Below are 18,340 nucleotides of genomic sequence, written 5' to 3' on the forward strand. Positions count from 1 at the left end.
CGCACCGCCCACCCCGACCAGCAACTCACCCTCGCCGCACCCACCTGGCTGACACCCCTGATCCACCTCATCGGCGGCATCGACCGACTGCTGCCCACCGACGGGCTGGAGCACCTGCCCTGGACCGGACCCGCACCACAACTCGCCGTCAACCTCCACGGGAGCGGCCCACAATCACACCGCATGCTCGCCGCCGCCCGTCCGCGCCGGCTGCTGGCCTTCCGCTGCCCGGCGGCCGGCCACCACGACGGCCCCGACTGGCACCCCGAGGAACACGAGGTCGACCGCTGGTGCCGCCTCCTCGCCTGGTACGGCATCCCCGCCGACCGCACCGACCTCACCCTGCGCAGACCACCGCCGGGCGGGATGCCGACCGGGGTGAGCATCGTCCACCCGGGAGCGAAGGCGGCGCAGCGGCGCTGGCCGCCGGCCCGCTTCGCCGAGGTGGCCCGCGCCCTCACCGCCCGGGGGCACCGGGTGGTGGTGACCGGGACGCCCGGCGAGCGGAGCATCGCCGAGCAGGTGTGCGCCCTGGCCGGGTTGCCCGCCGACGCGGTGCTGGCCGGGGAGACCGGGATCGGCGAGCTGGCCGCACTGGTCGCCCACGCCCGCCTGGTCATCAGCGGCGACACCGGCATCGGACACCTCGCCACCGGCTACGCCACCCCCTCCGTACTGCTCTTCGGCCCCGTCCCACCCGCCCAGTGGGGCCCACCCCCGGACCGGCCGTGGCACCAGGCGCTCTGGGTGGGACCGCGCGAGCCGGTCGAGGAGGTGGCCGTGCACCCGGCGCTGGCGGCGCTGGACGTACCGGCCGTGCTGGCCGCGGTGGACCGGGTCGAACGGGTCGCGGCGCGGCGGGTCGGGCGCGGCACGCCCTTGGCTACCCGTCGGTAGGCTGCACCGGTGAGCGGCGAACCGGAGTACAGCCAGGAGTTCGTGGACGTCGACGGGGCACGGATCGGCATTCAGGTCCACCCGGAACCGGACGGGCCGCCCGGGGCGCCGGTGGTGGTGCTCTGGCCGGCGATGGGCGTCCGGGCCCGGTACTACCGGCCGTTCGCCGCCGCGCTGCGCGCCGCCGGGCTGGCCGTGGTCGTGGCCGACCTGCGGGGCACCGGCGCGAGCACTCCCCCGCCCGGCCGGGCCAGCCGGTACGGCTACGCGGAGCTGGCCGGCGACGTGGGCGCGGTCCTGGAGGCGCTCAAGCCCCGGCTGGACGGCCGGACCCGGCTGCTGCTCGGGCACTCCCTCGGCGGGCAGGCGGCGCTGCTGCACCTCGCCCTGCACGGCTCGGCCGCCGTGGACGGGCTGGCCCTGCTCGCGGTGGGCGTGCCCTACTGGCGCGGCTACCCCGGCGCCCGGCGGTACGGGGTGCTGCCGTACACCCAGGGCATCGCGGCGGTCACCCGCGTGCTCGGCGTCTGGCCGGGATGGGGGTTCGGCGGACGGCAGGCCCGTGGGGTGATCCGGGACTGGGCGCACACCGCGCGGACCGGGCGGTTCCCGGTGCTGGACGGGGTCGACGCCGATGCCGCGGTGCGCCGGGTCGCCACTCCGGTGCTGGCGGTCAGCGTGGACGACGACCAGTACACCCCGCACGGCACGCTGGATCTGCTCTGCGCGAAGCTCACCGCGGCACCGGTCACCCGGCACCGCTACACGGTCGCCGAGGCCGGCGTACCCCTGGACCACTTCACCTGGGTCCGCGCCGGCGGGCCGCTGGCCCGCCGGGTGGCCGATTTCGCCGCCTCCCTGCCTCCCGGCTGACCTGCGGGCGGGCGACAGCTGGTCGCCCGCCCGGTGGGATCAGTCGAGCTGGTCGAGGGGGACCAGCTTCCCGTCCCGCTCCACCCGCACCTCGCCCCGCTCGGGCGGCGGGGGCTCCTGCTTGGTCTTGCGACGCGGGTCGCTGCCCGGGTGCATCAGCACCGCGTCGGTCGAGGCGGTCTTCTCGCGGCTCTCGTCCGGCTGCGTCATCCCGATCTCCTCCCTCTCGTTCCGTGCGGTTGCCTACCCGCAGGCCGGCGGTCGACTCCTGTCCGGGCCGGGCGGACCCGGACGGACGTCGCGAACGGGACGCCCTCCCGGTCGACCGGTCCGGATCGGATGAGTAGGAGGGTGAACGGCGGGTATGCCGCTGCGCCCGAATACGGTGGAGGGGGATCAGATGTCCGAACGGCACACCGCACTGCGCTCCATGCACGATCTGGGTCTGGCGGCCTGGTTCGGTGGCTCCCTGATGGGAGCCTTCGGCGTCAACGGCGCGGCCTCGCGGATCAGCGATTCGACCCAGCGGCTCCCGGTGGCCTCGGCGGGGTGGGCCCGCTGGACCCCGGTCAACGCGGCGGCGATCGGCGCCCATCTGGCCGGCGCCGTGGGGGAACTGGCCGCGGAGAGCCCGCGGGTCTTCTCCCAGGCCGGGGTGGGGAAGGTGAGCGCGCTCAAGACGGCGCTCACCGTCGGCGCGCTCGCGGTCACCGGGTACAGCCGGTTGCTCGGCATGAAGTTGGAGAAGGCCGGCGCCTCGCCGGTCGGGGGGACCACCGAGCCGAACCACCAGACCCCGGCCGACGTGGCCTCCTGCCAGCGGCAGATGAAGCTGCTGCAGTGGACGATCCCGGCGCTGACCGGGGCGTTGATCGTGGTCACCTCGTACATGGGCGAGCAGCAGAAGCCCGGCCAGGTGTTCCGCGGGGTCTTCGGCCGCGCGGGCGGGATGCTGAGCGCGCCCGCGACGATCGGGAAGCTGGCGACGATGGGCGCGGGGAAGCGCCGGATGGCCATGGCGGGCTGACCGCCCTACCCGACCCGGCCGGCGCGGGGGCGGGCCGTCGCACGCCGACGGCGGCCCCGCCGGCCGGTCGGGCGGCCTGGACGGACAGTCGGGACACGACGACCAGTGAGGTGGCCATGACGGCGAACGAGGCACCGAGGGGCGGCGCCGGACGCGGACCGCAGTCCGCCGCTCCCTGGGGCACCACCGACGGTTTCGACGCCGACCCGCCCTGGGGCGCCGGCGAGCACGACCCGATGGACGAGGGCAGCGAGGAGACCGCCGTGCCCGAGGGGCGGCGGGGGGACCGCCGGGCCGGTGCGGCCGCGGCGCCGACCGGCCCGGCCGGTCGGCACGGCTTCGGCCCGGTCGAGCCGACCCGCTTCATCGAGGCGGGGCCGGGCGCTCCGCCCGATCCGGCCCCCTCCCGCCGTACCTTCCCCGACGACTCGGTGGGCGGGGACCTGCCCGACAACGCCCTGGAGGAGGAGACCGCGATGCGCCCGGAGGGTGTCATCCGGGACTGACCCCGACAGCGCGACGCCCGGGGTGCCGCCGTCGCGGCGGCACCCCGGGCGAGGACCGGTCAGGAGCCGGTGCCGTCCTCGTCACCGCCCGGCCCCGGCGGCGGCTCGGCGACCGGGCGGCCGGCCTCGTCCACCAGTCCGGGCGCCATGCTGCCGCCGTGTGCCTCCTCGGCCTCGCGCACCTGCCGGGCCCGCGCGTCGTCCGGTACGCCCGGCCGCCGTGGCTCCTCGCTCATCGCCGCACCTCCTGTCGTCGGAGACGGCGGTACCCGGCCGGCGAAGCGACAAACCGGTCAGACGGCAGCGCGCTCCGCGGCCGGGGCCAGGCCGAGCAGCGCGCAGAGCCGCCCCGCGTCCCGCTGGGCCTGTCCCTCGCAACAGTTGTTGAACAGCACGTGCAGCTCCCCCGCGTCCCGCGCCAGGTCGGTCAGCAGCTCGGCCCACCGGCCCAGCTCGTCGTCGGAGTAGGCGTACCGGAACCGGTCCTCCTTGCTGCCGCCCACCCACTCGGCGCTGTGCCCGTGGAAGCGGACCATCGCCGGCTCGGCGGTCGCCGTCATGATGGGCGGCACCGACGAGGGGTGGCCCTGCGGCATGTCGACGCAGACCATGGTGAGGTCGTGGTCGCGCAGGAAGGTCACCGTCTCGGCCGCGGCCGCACCGTCGAACCAGGAGCCGTGCCGCAGCTCCACCGCGACCCGCCAGGGCCGGCACCGCCGCGCCAGCTCCACGATCCGCCGTCGGGCGCGCTCGCCGCGCACCAGCCACGGTGGGAACTGCAGCAGCACCACGCCGAGCCGGTCGGCCGCCGCGAGCGGGTCCAGCGCCGCGCGGAACCGGGCCCACAGCTCCTCGTACGACGACTCGGGCAGGTCCCGCCAGCGGACGCGGGCCGGACCGGAGTCGGGTCGCAGGTCCCTGGGCAGCATGGACACCGGGGTCGGGTGGCCGGTGAAGAGGCTGAACGCCTTGACGTCGAAGGTGAACCCGTCCGGGGTGGCCTCGACCCAGCCGGCGGTGGTCTCCGGCGCCGGTACGGCGTAGTAGGAGGTGTCCACCTCGACCAGCCCGAACCGTCCGGCGTAGAAGCCGAGCCGGTCGGCGGGGGTCCTCGCGGTGCGGGGGTACCAGCCCGAGCGCAGCAGGGACGCATCCGCCCAGGACGACGTGCCGACCTTGATTACCGCCATGTAGTTCAGTGCACCGCCACCCGGCCGGATCGGCAACCGCTGGCGACCGCGTGACGTACCCGGAATCGTCGGTGGGCGGCTCTAGGGTGGGCACCGACGACATCGACGGAAGGCGGACCGATGACCACTTCGGAGCGGGTTCTCACCGACGAGCGGGCGGATCTGACCCAGACCCTGGGCCGGCACCGGGGCTTTCTGCGGCAGACCGTGCGGGGCCTCACCGACGAGCAGGCGGCGGCCCGGACGACGGTCAGCGAGTTGTGCCTGGGCGGCCTGATCAAGCACGTGGCCATCACCGAGGAGCGGTGGGCGTGGTTCATGGTCGGCGGCGCCGAGGCGATGCAGAAACAGCCGGTCGACTGGGCGGCCGCGTTCCGGATGACCGAGGGCGAGACGCTGGCCGGTCTGCTCGACCGCTACGCCGAGGTCGCGGCCCGCACCGACGAGCTGATCGCCACCCTCGACCTCGACGCGTCGCACCCGCTGCCGACCGCGCCCTGGTTCGAGCCGGGCGCGCGCTGGTCGGCGCGGCGCGTGGTGCTGCACCTCATCGCGGAGACCTCGCAGCACGCCGGGCATGCTGACATCCTGCGCGAGGCGATCGACGGGGCCAAGACGATGGGCTGAGCGGGGGCGACCCGGCTGCCGGGGGCACGGGAGGCGGCCCGCCCCTGGCCTGGCGTGATCATCGCCACCCGGGAGCCTGTGGTGTGACGTCCCACGGCCTGCGGGCGCTGAGGGACACGAGATGAACGCACATCGCATCGACCAGGAAACCGTCGAGCGGCTGCTCGGCGGGCCGGTCGTGGACCCGCAGGACGGCCCGGGGCCCCTCGTGGCGCTCCTGACCGCGGTTCGCGCCGCGCCCCACCCCGACGAGCTGCGCGGCGAGAGCGACGCCGTGCAGGCGTTCCGGGCGGCGCGCGCCGGGTTGTCGCCGACCGTGCCGAGCCGTCCCGCCCGCCCGCGTGCGCTGGCCGGGTTGGCCGGGCTGAAGGTCGCGCTGGCCGCGCTCGCCGTGACCGCCACGGGCGGGGTCGCGCTGGCCGCCGCCACCGACACGCTGCCGGGTCCGCTGGACCGCAGCGACGACCGGCCCTCCGTCCCGTCGGCCGCCCCGGGCCCCGTCTCCCCGACCAGCTCCCGCCCCGGACGGTCGACCCCGCCGTCCACCGTGGAGTCGCCGCGCCCGACGCCGGCCGCCGCGATACTCGGGCTCTGCCGCGCCTACCGCGCGGACGCCGGCGACAACCCGGGCCGGACCCTGGAGAACCCGGTCTTCACCGACCTGATCACCAGCGCCGGAGGCCGCGACAAGGTGGCCGACTACTGCGAGCAGGCCGTGGCGGACCGGGGCGGCCCCGACGCGCCGCCGGACCCGACGACCGACCGCCCGGGCTCGGCACCCAAGACCCGGCCGAGCGGCAGGGCGTCACACGAACCGGCGAGACCCACCGGGGCCGGCAAGCCGAGCGTCCCCGCCCCGGCGCCGAGCACCCCGCCGGGCCCGGACGACACCCCGGCGGGCCGGCGCACGCCGCCGGGCCCGGGTCCCCGCTGACCACCCGCCCGACGACGTCGCCGGTCGGCTGGTGACCGTACCGGCTGGTAACGTGCCCCGATGAGTCTGCGGCGGCGACGGGCGGCGACGGCCCTCCGCATCACGATCGTCCTCGGCGTGCTGGCGGGGGTCGTGCTCACCGCGCTCGGCCCCGCCACGGTCACCGGCCTGTTGCCGTACTTCACCATCCAGAGCAACGTGGCGGTGGGACTCCTCGCCGGCTACGCCGCCTGGCGGGCCGCCCGGGACCGACCCGAACCATCCTCGGCACTCAAGGGCGCGGTCACCCTCTACATCACCATCACCGGGGTGGTCTACCACCTGGTGCTGGCCAACCCCGCCAGCCCGTTCGCGATGGCGCAGCCCGACCGGGCGCTCGGCGAGGCGCTGGGCAACCAGTTCCTGCACACGATCGTGCCGCTGCTGGCGATCGCCGACTGGACGCTGTTCGACCAACGCGGCCGGCTGCGCCCTCGGTACGCCGCCTGGTGGCTGGCCTTTCCACTGGCGTACCTGGGTTTCGCGCTGGTGCGCGGGCTGATCGTGCACCGGTACCCGTACCCGTTCCTCGACGCCGGGCGGCTCGGCTACGACGGCGTCTCGGTCAGCACGGTCTTCTTCGCCGTCACGTTCTGGCTGCTCGGCCTGCTCTTCGTCGGCGTCGACCGCGGGTTGTCCCGCCGGGCCGCCGCGCGACCCACGGGCGCAACGGTGCTCCCGGCCCCCGACGTCGCCGCACCGGAGCCGGTCGGCGACGCCGCACCGGAGCCGGTCGGGGGCGTCACGCCCGAGGCGTCCGCCGGCCGGCGCTGAACCGCCGCCGGTCCGGTCGCCCGACGGCGGCGGTCGCGCGGCGCGATGGCATTCCGGGGCGCGGGAAGCGGGCCGGTCAGCGCAGGCGGGGCCGGCGGCCCCGGGCTTCGGAGCGGTCCCGGCCGTACGCGTCGGCATGCCCCCACCGGCCCGGCACGTCCAGCAGCTCGACCCGACCGAAGCCCTCCGGCAGGGCCGGGTTGACCAGCAGGTTGTCCCCGCACGGCCGCAGGCCGAGCACCGTGCCGAGCAGCATCAGCAGCGCACCGGAGGACCAGGACTGCGGTCGGCCGGCGAACGGCAGCTGCACCGGGTACTTGGTGACCGCGCGCGGGTAGCCGGCGATCGCCTCCGGCAGCGGCCCGCCGAGCACCTCGGCCACGGCGAAGATGCCGGCCGCGACCCGGGCCGCCTCCTCGTCGTGGTGGTACCGGCGCAGCCCGGCGGCGACCAGCGAGTTGTCCGAGGGCCACACCGCACCCAGGTGCACGCCGACCGGGTTGTACGGGCGCTCGCCCTCGGCGAGGGTGCGCACCCCCCAGCCGGAGAAGAGCCGCGGCCCGAGCAGGTGGCCGGCGAGCGCGGCGGACCGCTCCTCGGCGACGATCCCGCTCCACAACAGGTGCCCGAGGTTGGACGAGAGCACCCGCACCGGGGTCCCTTCCGGCTCCAGGGCCAGCGCGTAGTACTCCAGGTCGGGCAGCCAGAAGTCCCGGTTGAAGCGCTCCTTGAGCGCGGCGGCCTCCCGCTCCAGCCGGTCGGCGTACGCCGGGTCGTGCCAGAACTCCCGGGCCAGCCGGGCGCCGCGGATCTTCGCGTCGTAGGCGTACCCCTGGAGTTCACACGTCGCCCGGGGAAACTCCGGCTCCCGTCCGTCGGCGTGCACGATCGCGTCGGGCGAGTTCTTCCAGGCCTGGTTGACGAGTCCGTTGCGCAGGTTGCGGCGCTGGTAGCGCAGGTAGCCGTCACCGGTCATGTCGCCGTACTCGTCGATCCAGTCCAGCGCCATCCGGGCCGGGTGGCGCAGTTGCCGGACCAGCGCGGTGTCGCCGGACCAGCGCTCGTACTCGTCGAGCAGGATCACGAAGAGCGGGGTGGTGTCGGCGGCGCCGTAGTAGAGCGCGGTCGGCTGGTCGTCGAAGCCGGCGGACTCGCCGTAGCGCAGCTCGGCGATGATCTTGCCTGGCTCCTCGTCGTGGTAGTCGTCGAGCTGTCCGCCCTGCAGCAGGGCGAGCAGCCGCAGCGTGGTCGAGGTCAGCTCGGGGGCGAACGGCAGGGTCTGCAGGCAGGTCACCAGGGCGTCCCGGCCGTACAGGGCCATTCCCCAGGGCAGCCCGCCGACCGGCACCCGCCCGGCGATCGACAGCGGCTCGTAGCAGAGCGCGGCCAGGTCGGTCAGCGCGTCCTCGTACGCCGCCGGCAGCGCGGTGCGTTGGGCGACCAGCTGTGGCGCGCGGTCCAGCCAGGCGCGCAGCTCCTCGCGCATGTCCTGACGGACCCGCTGGCGGTGCGACTCCAGGCTCGCCCGCATGTCCCGGCCGCCCTCGCCGCGGATGGCCATCCCGACGTGCAGGTCGGTGATCCACTGGCCGTGCGGCGGGACGGTGATCCGGTACGTCAGGCCAGCCGGGTCCACCTCGGCGGGGGCGGTGCTGGAGACGATCGTCTCCCGGCTGAACCGCTCCCGCTCGTAGCGCAGTCGCAGCACCCCGTCGTCGGAGCGGGCGCTCACCGTGATGTGTCGGGGCAGTGGGCCACTGATCTCGGCGGTGTCGGCGAAGTCGGCACCGACCTCCATCCGCACGACCAGGTGGGCCGGCTCGGCGCCGTGGTTGAGCACCGTGATCCGCTCGTTGAAGCTGTCGTCGATCGAACGGTGCCGGATCACCGACAGGTCGGCGTCGACGTAGTGGCTGGCGGCACCGGGAACCAGGAGGAACCGGGTCTCGAAGTAGGCCGTCTCGTCACGGGTGAGGGTGTTCAGTCGCTCCCCGTCGACGGTGAGCACCCAGCGCGACAGGAAGCGGGTGTCGAAGGAGAAGAGCCCCACCGGGACGCGGGGATCCACCTCGATGTCGCCGTGGGAGTCGCTGACCGCGAAGACGTTGCCGGCGATGACGCAGACCCGCTCCTGCCTCACCGGTGCCCGTCCCGTCGCCGGCCGAGCTCCCGCGGATGCCGCGCGCCGGCGGGGCCGGGGAAGATCCGTCGGAGCGCCATCAGCAGCCGCATGTCGCCCCGCACGCTGATCTCGTTGCGCACCAGCGCCGCCGCCACGTGGGTCTGCCCGGTGGCCAGCCGGTCGAAGGCCGACCGGTCCGCGCTGACCACCAGCTCCGCCTCCTCGGCCGACCGGCTGACGGTCACGCGCTGGTCGTGGATGGTGAGGTACCAGTGCTCCGTGTGGCCGTCGTCGCGCAGGTCGAGGCGCAGCGTGCCGGCGGTGGTCTCCGGCAGGTCGGGCCGCCGCGCGGGGTCGAGCCGTTCGAGCTGCTCCGTCACCGGCGACGCCATCGCTGCCCCTCCCCCGGTCCGTACGGTGCACGCTTGAGGACGATCGCAGGCGAGGGGGTGACCGGGGCTCACCCGCTGCGGGTGAAACCCCCTGCTCGTCGAAGGCGCGGCAGCCGGCGGAACGGGGTACCCGCAGGGACGGGAGGGCGAGATGGGCGCACTGGACGACCGACGGAGCGCACGGGTGCTGGCGGCGCTGCTGGCGATGCAGCGGCAGTCCTGGGAGCAGGGGGTGGCGGCGCACGCGCTGCTCGACCTCGGTCTGGACGACGAGGCGGTGCTGCTGGCCCACGCCGCGGTCACCCGGCAGCACCCGGACGGCCGGCTCGGTGACGTCGCGGGCGAGAGCGGCGCGGTCAACGGCGCGGCCTGCGTCGAGGCGGTCCGGCACGCCGCGCTCGCCGATCCGGGCGGTCGCTGGTCACAAGCGCTGGACCGGCAGCTCGACTGGCTGCTCACCCGGGCGCCCCGGGCCGCCGACGGCACCCTGTTCCACCTGCTCGACAACCGGCAGGTCTGGGCGGACACGGTGTACATGGTGGTGCCGGCGCTGGCCCGCTGCGGCCACCCCGCGCGGGCGACCGCCCAGGTGCGCGGCCATCGCCGCCGGCTGCACGGCGACCGCAGCGGCCTCTACGCCGCGCGGTGGGACGAGGACCGCGGCGTACGGGTGCGTCCGGAGCACTGGGGCACCGGCAACGGGTGGGTCGTCGCCGGCATCGCCCGCGCACTGCGCCCGCCGGTGGACTGGCCGGCGGGGATCCGGGCGGAGCTGGCCGGACACGCCCGGCAGGTACTCGACGCCGCCCTGGCCCACCGCCGCGCCGACGGGCTCTTCCACGACGTGCTCGACGACCCGGCCACCTTCGTCGAGACCAACGCGGCGCAGATGCTGGCGTACGCGGCGTTGACCGGCGCCACCGACGGCTGGCTGCCGCCGTCGTACGCCGACACCGGGCGGGACCTGCTCGCCGCCGCCGAACGGCAGGTCGACGCGCACGGGATGGTGACCCCGGTCAGCGGCGCGCCGGACTTCGCGCGCCCCGGCACGTCGCCCGAGGCGCAGGCGTTCCACCTGCTCGCCCGGGCCGCCCGGCGCCGCGCCGACGGGTGACGGTCACGCCGGGCGGGCCGGTCCTGGTCCGCGCACGGATCCGGGCGGCCGGTCGTCCACGCTGGCCGGTCACCGCTTCGGTTTCCCGCCCGGTACCGCCGGCGCGGGGCGGTGGACGCCGGGCTCTAGGGTGATCACGTGGTCGCGGCGCTGGAGCTCTATCTGGACACCGACGCCACCCGGCGCGTCCGGGTGCTCTGGGACGCCCTGGAGGCCGAGGGAGTGCAGAGCATGCGGTCGCTGCTGGCGCAGCGGCACCGGCCGCACGTCTCGCTCGCGGTGGCGCCGCACTTCGACCCGGACCGGGTCGCCGAGGCGCTGCTCGGAACGGTGGTGGCCGCCCCGCTGCGGTTGCGCTTCGAGCACGCCGGGCAGTTCGTCGGCCGGGTGCTCTGGTTGGGTGTCACGCCGACCGCCGAGCTGCTGGCCCACCACGCCCTGGTGCACGAGCGGCTGGCCGGGGCCGGGATCGAGCTGGCCGAGCAGTACCGGCCGGGGCGCTGGGTGCCGCACTGCACGCTCTCCATGCGGGTCCCGAACACGCTGATGGCCGCGGCCGTACGCCGCTGCCTGGAGGTGCTGCCGCTGGACGCGACGGTGGTCGGCGCGGCGCTCGCCGACCACGCACGGGACATCACCCGCCCACTGCCCTGACCCCGCCACCCCAGGGGCCCCGGCCCCCGGCATCGATGGCCGCCCCGGCGACGCCGACGATCCGGCGGTCTACTTCACCACCCCGCACTTCGACGACTACCCGGCGGTCCTGGTCTGGCTGGACCGGATCGCCGTGCCGGAGCTGACCGAGCTCGTGCTGGAGGCCTGGTACGCCCGCGCGCCGAAACGCCTCGCCGCCGCCTACCGCGCCGACCTGCCCTGAGGCGGGGCGGCCAGCCCCCGCCGCTCACGGCTGTCCGATCCCGCCCCGTTGCCGAAGCGACGCAGAAGATCACGCTCGAACATGGAAGTAGTGGCCTGCCAGGCTCGGGGAGGCCACTACTTCCTGGATCGAGCGCGATCCTGCGGGCGGAGGGCAGCTCGCGGCCCGCGGGGGGCCGCCGGCGTCACGGAGTCGGTGTGGTCAGCAGGTAGTCGTCGGCGTCGGGGCTCCACCGCAGGTCGACGATGCCGCTGGTCGCCGCGGCCTTGCAGAACTGGAGGAAGCTGCGGTAGCCGAGCTTCTTCTCGCTGAAGTCGGGCCGCGCCCGGCGCAGCTGGTTCTTCAGACCGGAGAGCGCCACCGCGCCGTCGTCGCCGGCCAGGTCCCGGACCACGGAGCCCAGCAGCCCGAAGGCCACCTCCCGGTCGCCGTGCTCCGGCAGGGAGACCTCGGGGTCGCCCTTGGCCGGGCCCTCCGCCAACTCGACCAGGTTGCGCTCGGCCAGGTGCCGCAGCAGTTCTCCGAAGGTGCGGAACCCGTAGTCGGACTCGCTGAAGGTCGGATCCTTCCTCAGCAGCGTGCGCTTCAACGTGGAGGCGGTCACCTCACCGCTGGAGCTGCCCTGGAGACCGGCCACCGTCTGCGCCACGAAGACGGACAGCGTGTCGACGTCGCGTACCGGTTCCTCGACGGCCGGCGTCAGCTCGGGCTCCTGCTCCACCTGCGGCATCTCCGGGCTGGGCACCCGCGCCGGACGGGCCCGGCGGCTGCGCGCCGGCGGGACGTCGACACCCTCCAGCCGGTCGTAGTAGAGGAACTCGTCGCAGGCGGGCGGGAGCAGCGCCGAGGTGGACTTCTCGACCCCGACGCCGATCACCCGCTTGTTCAGCTCGCGGAGCTTGTGCACCAGAGGCGTGAAGTCGCTGTCGCCGGTGCAGATGACGAACGTGGAGATGTACTGGCGCTCGAACGCCAGCTCGACGGCGTCCACGGCCATCTTGATGTCGGCGGCGTTCTTGCGCGACGCGCCCATCCGCTGCGGCATCTCGATCAGCTCGACGTGCGACCGGGTGAGCATCCGGCGGTCCTCGTCGAAGTACGACCAGTCCGCGTACGCCCGACGGACCACCACCCGGCCCCGCTCGGCCAGCGCGTCGGCGATGGGGCGCAGGTCGAAGACCATGCCGCCGAGGTGCTCACGGGCACCCAGCGCGAGGTTCTCGTAGTCGAGGAACAGGGCGATGCGGTCTTCTTGATCCACGTGGCCAGGGTACGCGGTCGCGGGCCCGCGGCCCGGTCGGTCAACCGGGCGCGGCCCGATCGTCGGCCACTCACCGGGAAATCGACGGTTCGCCTCTGCCGTGTCCGGCCGGCGTACCACGATGTCGAAGTGGCACACGACCGGCGGGGCCGCGCACGGCCGGGGGACGGGAGTACGAGGTGAGCCCGCTCCTGTTGATCGTGGTGCTGGGCGCCACGGTGCTGGTCGGCACCACCCTCGGCGGTCGGTACAGCGTGGCCCCGCCGGTCCTGCTCATCACCATGGGCGCGCTGCTGGCGCTCCTTCCGCCGCTGTCGCACGTGGTGCTGGACCCGGAGGTGGTGCTGCTGCTGTTCCTGCCGGCGATCCTCTACCGGGAGAGCCTCGTCGTCAGCCTGCGGGAGATCCGCGCCAACCTCCCGGTGATCGCGTTGCTCGCGGTGGCGCTGGTGGGGGTGACGATGGTCGTGGTGTCGCTGGTCGCGCAGCGGCTCGGCGTCACGCCGGCCGCGGCCTGGGTGCTGGGCGCGGTGCTGGCGCCGACCGACGCCGCGGCGGTCGCCGGCCTGGCGAAGCGGATGCCCCGGCGGGTCCTGACCACCCTGCGCGCGGAGAGCCTGATCAACGACGGGACCGCGCTGGTGCTCTTCTCCGTCGCGGTCGGCCTGATCGCCGGGGGCACCTGGCCGGACGCCCCCCAGCTGCTCGGCCGGTTCGCCGGGTCGGCGCTCCTGGGCGTCGCCGCCGGCCTGCTGACCGCCGGGGTGGTGGTCCTGATCCGTCGCCGCCTCGACGACCCGCTGCGCGAGGGCGCGCTGAGCGTCATGACGCCATTCGCCGCGTTCCTCCTCGCGGAGCTCGTCCACGCCAGCGGAGTCCTGGCGGTGGTGGTGGCGGGCCTGATCATCTCCTACGTGCAGCCCCGGATCATCCGGGCCCGCTCCCGGGTGCTGGCGTACACCTTCTGGGACCTCACCACGTTCCTGATCAACGGCGCTCTCTTCGTCCTGGTCGGCCTGCAGATCCCCCGAGCGGTGGAATCGATCACCAGCACGTCGACGGCGCAGGCGCTGATCATCGCGGTGGTGGTGACCGGCGTCATCATGGCCACCCGGATGATCTGGGTGCACCTGACCGCGTACCCCGTCCGGTTGCTCGACCGGCGGGCGACGCAGCGGGGCCGCCGCGACGGGTGGCGGGTCCGGACGGCGTCCGGGTGGGCGGGCTTCCGGGGCGCGGTCTCCCTGGCGGCCGCGCTGGCCGTGCCGATGACGACCACGTCGGGGGCGCCGGTCGAGGAGCGCGACCTGATCGTCTTCTGCACGGCGGTGGTCATCGTGCTGACGATGCTGGTCCAGGGGATCACCCTGCCGGCGGTGGTCACCTGGGCGGGCCTGACGGGCGACCTGGAGCGGGAGCACGAGGTCCGGCGGGCCAGAGCGGCCGCCACCCGGGCGGGCCTGGCGGCGTTGCCGGAGGTCGCCGCCGGGCTGGGCGTCGGGGCGGACACCGTCGAGCGGCTCCGCTCCGACTACCAGCGCCACCTGGAGGACACCCTCGCCGCCGGCGCGGACGAGGAGGCGGCCCGGGTCGGAGAGCTGGACCGCCGCCTGCGACTCAGCGTGCTGGAGCACAAGCGCCGCGAGGTCACCCGGCTGCGCGACGACAACGAGATCGACGACGCGGTGCTGCGGGAGGTGCAGGCCGCGCTGGACATCGAGGAGATCCGGCTGCTGGGGCCGGAGGCCGTCGACTGAGCGGGCGACCGGCTCCTACCGAGCGGTACGGAAATTTGGCGGCGGGCGGCAGGGCTGCTAGCGTCGGGCTGCCGTACCGAGCGGTACTGAATAGGTCCACGAACTGCGGGGAGACGTCGGCGCAGGTCGGGCGAGCGCCCCCTCGGCCGGCGACCCGTTCGCAGCACCGGAGGCGACCGTGCCCGGCAGACACCCGGCGCGGATCCCTCCCGACACCCCGGAGGTAGCAATGTCGCAGCACACCCAGGAGGAAAGCGTCCGCGAGACCGTCGGGACGTTCTTCCGCCTGCTCGGCGAGGGGGACGCCGACCGCGTCGCCGACGTCTTCGCCGAGGAGATCGACTGGCTCGTGCCGGGCGACGAGCGGCTGCCCTGGGTCGGCCGTCGCTCCCGCCGCGAGGAGGTGCCCGAGTACTTCAAGCTGCTGTGGCCCGCCCTCGTCGCCGGCGCCAGTGAGATCACCTTCGACAAGGTTCTCGTCGACGGCGCCGACGCCGTGGCACTGGGCCACTTCACCCACACGGCGAAGGCGACCGGCCGCCGGTTCAGCACCCCCGTCGCCTTCCACTTCACCGTGGCCGACGGCAAGCTCGTGCGCCTGCACCTGTACGAGGACACCTACGCCGTGTCCCGGGCGATGGACGTCACCGGCTGACGACCGCCCATCGCCGGGCCCGGCCCCCGAGGGGCGCCACACCCAGCCCGTTCCGGTTGTGCGTGCGGCGCCCCGGTGGTGACCGGTCACCGCCGACGCGGACCTCGACCGGACCGACCCGCAGGATGCCGTCGTTCACGGGTGAGCAGCGGATGCCGCCCCGGCCGCGCAGCGCCTTCCACGTGCCCGGGCCGACGCTGACGTCCATCCAGGCGCACGGTCGCGCCGGACCGTGGACCCGCAGGCTGACCGGGCCGTCTCCCGAGTCGAGGGTCAGCACGGACCCCACCAGCTCGTCCACGGCGATGCCGGTGGTGAGGACGTTGCGCCGGACCTGCGCCAGGTCGACGCCGGGTGGCAACGACTCCTGAGCGATCAGGGTCACGCTCGCCTCGCGGTGCGCCGCCTTGCCGAAGTACCGGTCACCGACGATGCCGAGGCCGGCCCGGAGCCGCACCTGGTCGACCAGTTCGCCGGGCGGGGCCGGCGCCGGACCGTCCGCGGGCCGGCCCACGTAGCGGTGCACGGGCGAGGCCAGCAACTGGACGATGCGCGGCATGGCAGCGATTCTACGAAGCACGCCGCGCCGCCGAGCTCGATCACGCGACCCCGCCGCCGGGCCACGGCCGGCGGGCCCGCCCGGTCCGGCCGTCGTCGGCCGACCGACCGGCGTCCCCACTCCCGGGCGGCGGGAGCGGGGACGCCGGTGCGGCGGATGCGGTCAGCGGTGGTCGAGCGCGCCCCGGTCGACCTTCCCGGCCCGCGCCGAACGGGTGGCGTCGATCTTCGGGGCCAGCGCGCCGGTGCCGCTGTCGATGGCGGGGCTACCGCTGGTCAGGCGGAAGTCGCCGGCGGCGGGGTCGCGGAAACCGGGGTCACCGGTCAGCAACCGGGCGTCCCTGGGCCCCTGGTACGGCCCGACGACGAGGTTGCTGTCGAACCGGACGTTCCGGCTGTCGCCGGTGCCGACGGCCTTCTCGCCCCGGCCCGCCACGACGATGTTGTTGGCGACGGTGACGTCCTCGGCGCGGACCACGCCGAGGTCGGAGTCGATCGCGGGGTGGGTAGCGTTGCGGTACAGGGTGTTGTTGACGACGTCGACGTGCAGGCTCTGGAAGACGTTGATGCCCCGGCCGCCGTTGTCGTAGGTGATGTTGTTCTCGACCAGCGTCCGGCCCGCGTAGGGGGCCTGGCTCAGCGGCGGCGCGGCGAAGCTCTTGTTGTTCGTCGAGTCGACGATGATGCCGTTGCCGTCGGTCACCGCCTTCAGGTCGACGCAGATGCACTTCACCAGCATCTTGTTGCCGTACGAGACGTTGCCTCGGATGATCATTTTGTGGCCGGTGCCGGCGTCGGAGTTCCAACTGCCGTGGAACGAGATGCCACTGCCGCCGTAGGGGGAATAGAAGCCGTTGAAGGCGGTGACGTTGTTCTCCACGGTCACGTGGTCGGCGAACTGGGCGGAGATGCCGACCAGCGGGCAGTCGGTCGCGGTGTTCCCCCAGATCACCACGTGGTGCGGCCGGACCATCGGCCGCTGGTTCTTCTGCACGTCCACGGCGATGCAGTTCGCGGAGATCGCCGGATCCGAGCCGTCGCCCCGCTGCGCCTTCCGGATCTGCTCCGGGGTGAGGTTGGCGCGCTGGCCCTTCACGGTGAAGCCGACCACCCGGATGTACGCCGCACCGGCGCCGACGTGGATGCCCTGCCAGTTCTTCCGCATCGGCCGCACCACCGGCCGCTCACCCGGGTAGGCGGCGTACGTGATCCACCTGTCCGGCGTGCCGGGGCGGGTGATGTTGAGGACGTTCCAGTTCTCCGGCGAGGTGTACTCCCCGTCGCCGACGAGCACCGTGTCACCGGGCCGCGTCATGTCCGCGGCCCGTTGCAGGGTCCGCACCGGCGTGGCCCGGGAGAGCCCGTTGTTGCTGTCCCGCCCCCGGCCGGAAACGTACAGGTGACGGCCACCCTGGGTGGGCGGCAACTGGGTGGCCGACCAGTTCGGTCCGCCGATGCCGGCGCCGGCCGACGCACCCGCCGGCCGCGGCGTCGGGGCGCCGGCCGACGTCGGCGCGCTCGGCGCGGAGGTCGCCGCATCGGGCGAGGGACCGGGCGCGGCGTCGGTGCGGGTCGCCTCCGCCGACGGCGAGCTCTGGCCCACCGACTCCACCTTCGCGTCCTTGCAGCCGGTCAGGGCCACCGCCACGGCCAGGGCCACGACCGCGCCCGAGGCGGGCCCCCGAGCCGACCAGGAACGCCACCGCGCACCGCGTGCACGAACCGACATCGTCATATCCTCCCGGAACTGTTTCAGCGAAATGACTGAACGCCGGGGACGATAGCGAAGAACGGGTTCCGTAACGGCATCGAAAGCCGCCGGAACCCACCACTTATGACAGTTTTAAGACCAGCCCCGCATTCCTCGCAGCAATTGATAACGCAATCAACATGACCGCCACCAATGGCCGGCGCCTGCGTGGACCATGCAGTTGTGGTGCCCCGCGATCGTCGCGAAGCTGGGCATAACGCCCACCACAACTGCATGATCCACCCCGACGGTGCCGGGCGTCGTCAGCCCTGGCGGGTCTTCTGCCGGGGGTCGGACTTGTTGATCACGTACGTCCTGCCTCTGCGGCGTACCACGATCGAGTTCGCCTTGTTCTTCAGCCCCCGCAGGGAGTTCCTCACCTTCATCGCGAACACCTCATTCCGGCTGCGTGTCAGGGCCTGCCTCCGTCACGTACCGAAGTCCGCGTACCCGCCGGGAATCCGGCCATTCGTCGGGCCGGGCGGCGTCGGCCGGTGATAGCGTCGGGGCGCGCAGGCCACCGCACAGACCTTCGCCGAAACGGTGGGTTCAGCTATGGACGAGGCCGTGGCACGGGCGATGATCAAGGCGCACTTCGCCTCCTCCAACATCAGCCAGGCCGGTGGCGGGCCGGGCGACACCATCGCCCAGGCCTCCGAGATCTACGCCGACGACGCGGTGCTGGAGTGGCCCCAGGGCGGCGAACGCATCCGCGGCAAGGCCAACATCGTCGGGTTCAGGTCCAGCTACCCGACCCGGCAGGAGTTCCGGTTGCACCGGACGACCGGCCGCGACGACCTGTGGGTGAACGAATACACCATCCGGTACGACGACCGGCTCGTCTGGGCGGTCGGGATCATGGAGTTCCGCGACGGCAAGGTCGTCCACGAGCGGATCTACTTCGGGGAGCCGTGGGAGCCGCCGGCCTGGCGGGCCCGCTGGGTGGAGCGGATGGAGCCGGAGCCACCGAGCACCGCGTGACCTCGC

The 18,340-nt window shown here is 74.1% G+C and carries 20 protein-coding genes and 1 pseudogene; 12 read left to right on the forward strand and 9 right to left on the reverse strand.

The features are described 5' to 3' along the window. Together V6U79_RS27145 and V6U79_RS27150 are read left to right on the forward strand one after the other, a co-directional pair. A partial coding sequence (locus V6U79_RS27145) for a glycosyltransferase family 9 protein (protein ID WP_334616354.1) occupies positions 1 to 897 on the forward strand: 897 nt, incomplete at its 5' end. Positions 898 to 906: 9 nt separating this feature from the next. Then, positions 907 to 1,770 (forward strand): alpha/beta hydrolase family protein, encoded by an 864-nt coding sequence (locus V6U79_RS27150; protein ID WP_334616356.1) that lies wholly within the window; start codon positions 907 to 909, stop codon positions 1,768 to 1,770. Between the two features lie 39 nt (positions 1,771 to 1,809). On the opposite strand, the gene V6U79_RS27155 is transcribed toward V6U79_RS27150, so the two are convergent. Then, positions 1,810 to 1,980, reverse strand: coding sequence for a hypothetical protein (locus V6U79_RS27155; protein ID WP_334524928.1), 171 nt, complete (start codon positions 1,978 to 1,980; stop codon positions 1,810 to 1,812). Positions 1,981 to 2,170: 190 nt separating this feature from the next. On the opposite strand from V6U79_RS27155, the gene V6U79_RS27160 reads away from it, so the two are divergent. Both V6U79_RS27160 and V6U79_RS27165 read left to right on the forward strand, forming a co-directional pair. Next, positions 2,171 to 2,797: a hypothetical protein gene (locus V6U79_RS27160; RefSeq protein ID WP_334524931.1), complete on the forward strand. Its 627-nt coding sequence runs from the start codon at positions 2,171 to 2,173 to the stop codon at positions 2,795 to 2,797. A gap of 116 nt (positions 2,798 to 2,913) precedes the next feature. Continuing rightward, the gene (locus V6U79_RS27165; protein ID WP_334524934.1) at positions 2,914 to 3,303 is read left to right on the forward strand and encodes a hypothetical protein; all 390 of its coding nucleotides are present in this window, start codon (positions 2,914 to 2,916) and stop codon (positions 3,301 to 3,303) included. A 59-nt stretch (positions 3,304 to 3,362) separates the two neighbouring features. Here V6U79_RS27165 and V6U79_RS27170 read toward each other — a convergent pair whose 3' ends face one another. After that, on the reverse strand, positions 3,363 to 3,539 hold the full coding sequence (locus V6U79_RS27170) for a hypothetical protein (RefSeq protein ID WP_334616358.1): 177 nt from the start codon (positions 3,537 to 3,539) through the stop codon (positions 3,363 to 3,365). Between the two features lie 57 nt (positions 3,540 to 3,596). After that, positions 3,597 to 4,493 (reverse strand): DUF72 domain-containing protein, encoded by an 897-nt coding sequence (locus V6U79_RS27175; RefSeq protein ID WP_334616361.1) that lies wholly within the window; start codon positions 4,491 to 4,493, stop codon positions 3,597 to 3,599. A 120-nt stretch (positions 4,494 to 4,613) separates the two neighbouring features. Here V6U79_RS27175 and V6U79_RS27180 point away from each other — a divergent pair, with 120 nt between their 5' ends. From V6U79_RS27180 to V6U79_RS27190, 3 genes are all read left to right on the forward strand, one after another. Then, positions 4,614 to 5,120, forward strand: a complete 507-nt coding sequence (locus V6U79_RS27180; RefSeq protein WP_334524941.1) for a DinB family protein — start codon at positions 4,614 to 4,616, stop codon at positions 5,118 to 5,120. Positions 5,121 to 5,241: 121 nt separating this feature from the next. After that, complete coding sequence (locus tag V6U79_RS27185; protein WP_334616363.1) at positions 5,242 to 6,054, forward strand: hypothetical protein; 813 nt, start codon at positions 5,242 to 5,244, stop codon at positions 6,052 to 6,054. Between the two features lie 60 nt (positions 6,055 to 6,114). Further along, positions 6,115 to 6,867 (forward strand): Pr6Pr family membrane protein, encoded by a 753-nt coding sequence (locus V6U79_RS27190; RefSeq protein WP_334524946.1) that lies wholly within the window; start codon positions 6,115 to 6,117, stop codon positions 6,865 to 6,867. Positions 6,868 to 6,943: 76 nt separating this feature from the next. Here the strand turns inward: V6U79_RS27190 and V6U79_RS27195 are convergent, their stop codons facing one another. Beyond that, positions 6,944 to 9,007, reverse strand: coding sequence for an amylo-alpha-1,6-glucosidase (locus tag V6U79_RS27195; protein WP_334616366.1), 2,064 nt, complete (start codon positions 9,005 to 9,007; stop codon positions 6,944 to 6,946). Beyond that, the gene (locus V6U79_RS27200) at positions 9,004 to 9,381 is read right to left on the reverse strand and encodes an SCP2 sterol-binding domain-containing protein (protein ID WP_334524952.1); all 378 of its coding nucleotides are present in this window, start codon (positions 9,379 to 9,381) and stop codon (positions 9,004 to 9,006) included. Before V6U79_RS27200 ends, V6U79_RS27195 begins: the two co-directional genes overlap by 4 nt. A 151-nt stretch (positions 9,382 to 9,532) precedes the next feature. Here V6U79_RS27200 and V6U79_RS27205 point away from each other — a divergent pair, with 151 nt between their 5' ends. Both V6U79_RS27205 and V6U79_RS27210 read left to right on the forward strand, forming a co-directional pair. After that, the gene (locus V6U79_RS27205; RefSeq protein WP_334616368.1) at positions 9,533 to 10,495 is read left to right on the forward strand and encodes a glycoside hydrolase family 88 protein; all 963 of its coding nucleotides are present in this window, start codon (positions 9,533 to 9,535) and stop codon (positions 10,493 to 10,495) included. 138 nt (positions 10,496 to 10,633) lie between these two features. Next, positions 10,634 to 11,149 carry a 2'-5' RNA ligase family protein gene (locus V6U79_RS27210; protein ID WP_334616369.1) on the forward strand — a complete coding sequence of 172 codons (516 nt, stop codon included), beginning with the start codon at positions 10,634 to 10,636 and terminating at the stop codon, positions 11,147 to 11,149. Between the two features lie 407 nt (positions 11,150 to 11,556). Here the strand turns inward: V6U79_RS27210 and V6U79_RS27215 are convergent, their stop codons facing one another. Beyond that, positions 11,557 to 12,633 (reverse strand): NYN domain-containing protein, encoded by a 1,077-nt coding sequence (locus V6U79_RS27215; RefSeq protein WP_334524959.1) that lies wholly within the window; start codon positions 12,631 to 12,633, stop codon positions 11,557 to 11,559. Between the two features lie 179 nt (positions 12,634 to 12,812). Here V6U79_RS27215 and V6U79_RS27220 point away from each other — a divergent pair, with 179 nt between their 5' ends. Then, the gene (locus V6U79_RS27220; RefSeq protein WP_334616370.1) at positions 12,813 to 14,390 is read left to right on the forward strand and encodes a Na+/H+ antiporter; all 1,578 of its coding nucleotides are present in this window, start codon (positions 12,813 to 12,815) and stop codon (positions 14,388 to 14,390) included. 229 nt (positions 14,391 to 14,619) lie between these two features. Further along, positions 14,620 to 15,045 (forward strand): nuclear transport factor 2 family protein, encoded by a 426-nt coding sequence (locus V6U79_RS27225; protein ID WP_334524965.1) that lies wholly within the window; start codon positions 14,620 to 14,622, stop codon positions 15,043 to 15,045. Positions 15,046 to 15,139: 94 nt separating this feature from the next. On the opposite strand, the pseudogene V6U79_RS27230 reads toward V6U79_RS27225, so the two are convergent. The 3 genes and pseudogenes from V6U79_RS27230 to V6U79_RS27240 all read right to left on the reverse strand — a co-directional run. Beyond that, positions 15,140 to 15,604, reverse strand: a pseudogene (locus V6U79_RS27230) (molybdenum cofactor biosysynthesis protein); the annotation flags it as partial. 162 nt (positions 15,605 to 15,766) lie between these two features. Then, on the reverse strand, positions 15,767 to 17,332 hold the full coding sequence (locus V6U79_RS27235; RefSeq protein WP_334616371.1) for a right-handed parallel beta-helix repeat-containing protein: 1,566 nt from the start codon (positions 17,330 to 17,332) through the stop codon (positions 15,767 to 15,769). Positions 17,333 to 17,616: 284 nt separating this feature from the next. Next, positions 17,617 to 17,739: a ribosomal protein bL36 gene (locus V6U79_RS27240; RefSeq protein ID WP_334524974.1), complete on the reverse strand. Its 123-nt coding sequence runs from the start codon at positions 17,737 to 17,739 to the stop codon at positions 17,617 to 17,619. Positions 17,740 to 17,908: 169 nt separating this feature from the next. Here V6U79_RS27240 and V6U79_RS27245 point away from each other — a divergent pair, with 169 nt between their 5' ends. After that, a complete protein-coding gene (locus V6U79_RS27245) occupies positions 17,909 to 18,334 on the forward strand; it encodes a nuclear transport factor 2 family protein (protein ID WP_334524977.1) in 426 nt (141 codons plus the stop codon). The last annotated feature ends 6 nt before the right edge of the window (positions 18,335 to 18,340 follow it).

Origin of the sequence: Micromonospora psammae (assembly GCF_036902725.1) — a bacterium.
In the GTDB taxonomy this organism is placed as follows: Bacteria; Actinomycetota; Actinomycetes; order Mycobacteriales; family Micromonosporaceae; genus Micromonospora.

What these genes read in the sequence shown, in the direction of transcription:
- V6U79_RS27225 (WP_334524965.1), top strand. Translation starts at nt 14,620, where the DNA reads ATGTCGCAGCACACCCAGGAGGAAAGCGTCCGCGAGACCGTCGGGACG.
- V6U79_RS27190 (WP_334524946.1), top strand. Translation starts at nt 6,115, where the DNA reads ATGAGTCTGCGGCGGCGACGGGCGGCGACGGCCCTCCGCATCACGATC.
- V6U79_RS27185 (WP_334616363.1), top strand. Translation starts at nt 5,242, where the DNA reads ATGAACGCACATCGCATCGACCAGGAAACCGTCGAGCGGCTGCTCGGC.
- V6U79_RS27170 (WP_334616358.1), bottom strand. Translation starts at nt 3,539, where the DNA reads ATGAGCGAGGAGCCACGGCGGCCGGGCGTACCGGACGACGCGCGGGCC.
- V6U79_RS27160 (WP_334524931.1), top strand. Translation starts at nt 2,171, where the DNA reads ATGTCCGAACGGCACACCGCACTGCGCTCCATGCACGATCTGGGTCTG.
- V6U79_RS27180 (WP_334524941.1), top strand. Translation starts at nt 4,614, where the DNA reads ATGACCACTTCGGAGCGGGTTCTCACCGACGAGCGGGCGGATCTGACC.
- V6U79_RS27175 (WP_334616361.1), bottom strand. Translation starts at nt 4,493, where the DNA reads ATGGCGGTAATCAAGGTCGGCACGTCGTCCTGGGCGGATGCGTCCCTG.
- V6U79_RS27200 (WP_334524952.1), bottom strand. Translation starts at nt 9,381, where the DNA reads ATGGCGTCGCCGGTGACGGAGCAGCTCGAACGGCTCGACCCCGCGCGG.
- V6U79_RS27165 (WP_334524934.1), top strand. Translation starts at nt 2,914, where the DNA reads ATGACGGCGAACGAGGCACCGAGGGGCGGCGCCGGACGCGGACCGCAG.
- V6U79_RS27205 (WP_334616368.1), top strand. Translation starts at nt 9,533, where the DNA reads ATGGGCGCACTGGACGACCGACGGAGCGCACGGGTGCTGGCGGCGCTG.
- V6U79_RS27240 (WP_334524974.1), bottom strand. Translation starts at nt 17,739, where the DNA reads ATGAAGGTGAGGAACTCCCTGCGGGGGCTGAAGAACAAGGCGAACTCG.
- V6U79_RS27245 (WP_334524977.1), top strand. Translation starts at nt 17,909, where the DNA reads ATGGACGAGGCCGTGGCACGGGCGATGATCAAGGCGCACTTCGCCTCC.
- V6U79_RS27155 (WP_334524928.1), bottom strand. Translation starts at nt 1,980, where the DNA reads ATGACGCAGCCGGACGAGAGCCGCGAGAAGACCGCCTCGACCGACGCG.
- V6U79_RS27235 (WP_334616371.1), bottom strand. Translation starts at nt 17,332, where the DNA reads ATGTCGGTTCGTGCACGCGGTGCGCGGTGGCGTTCCTGGTCGGCTCGG.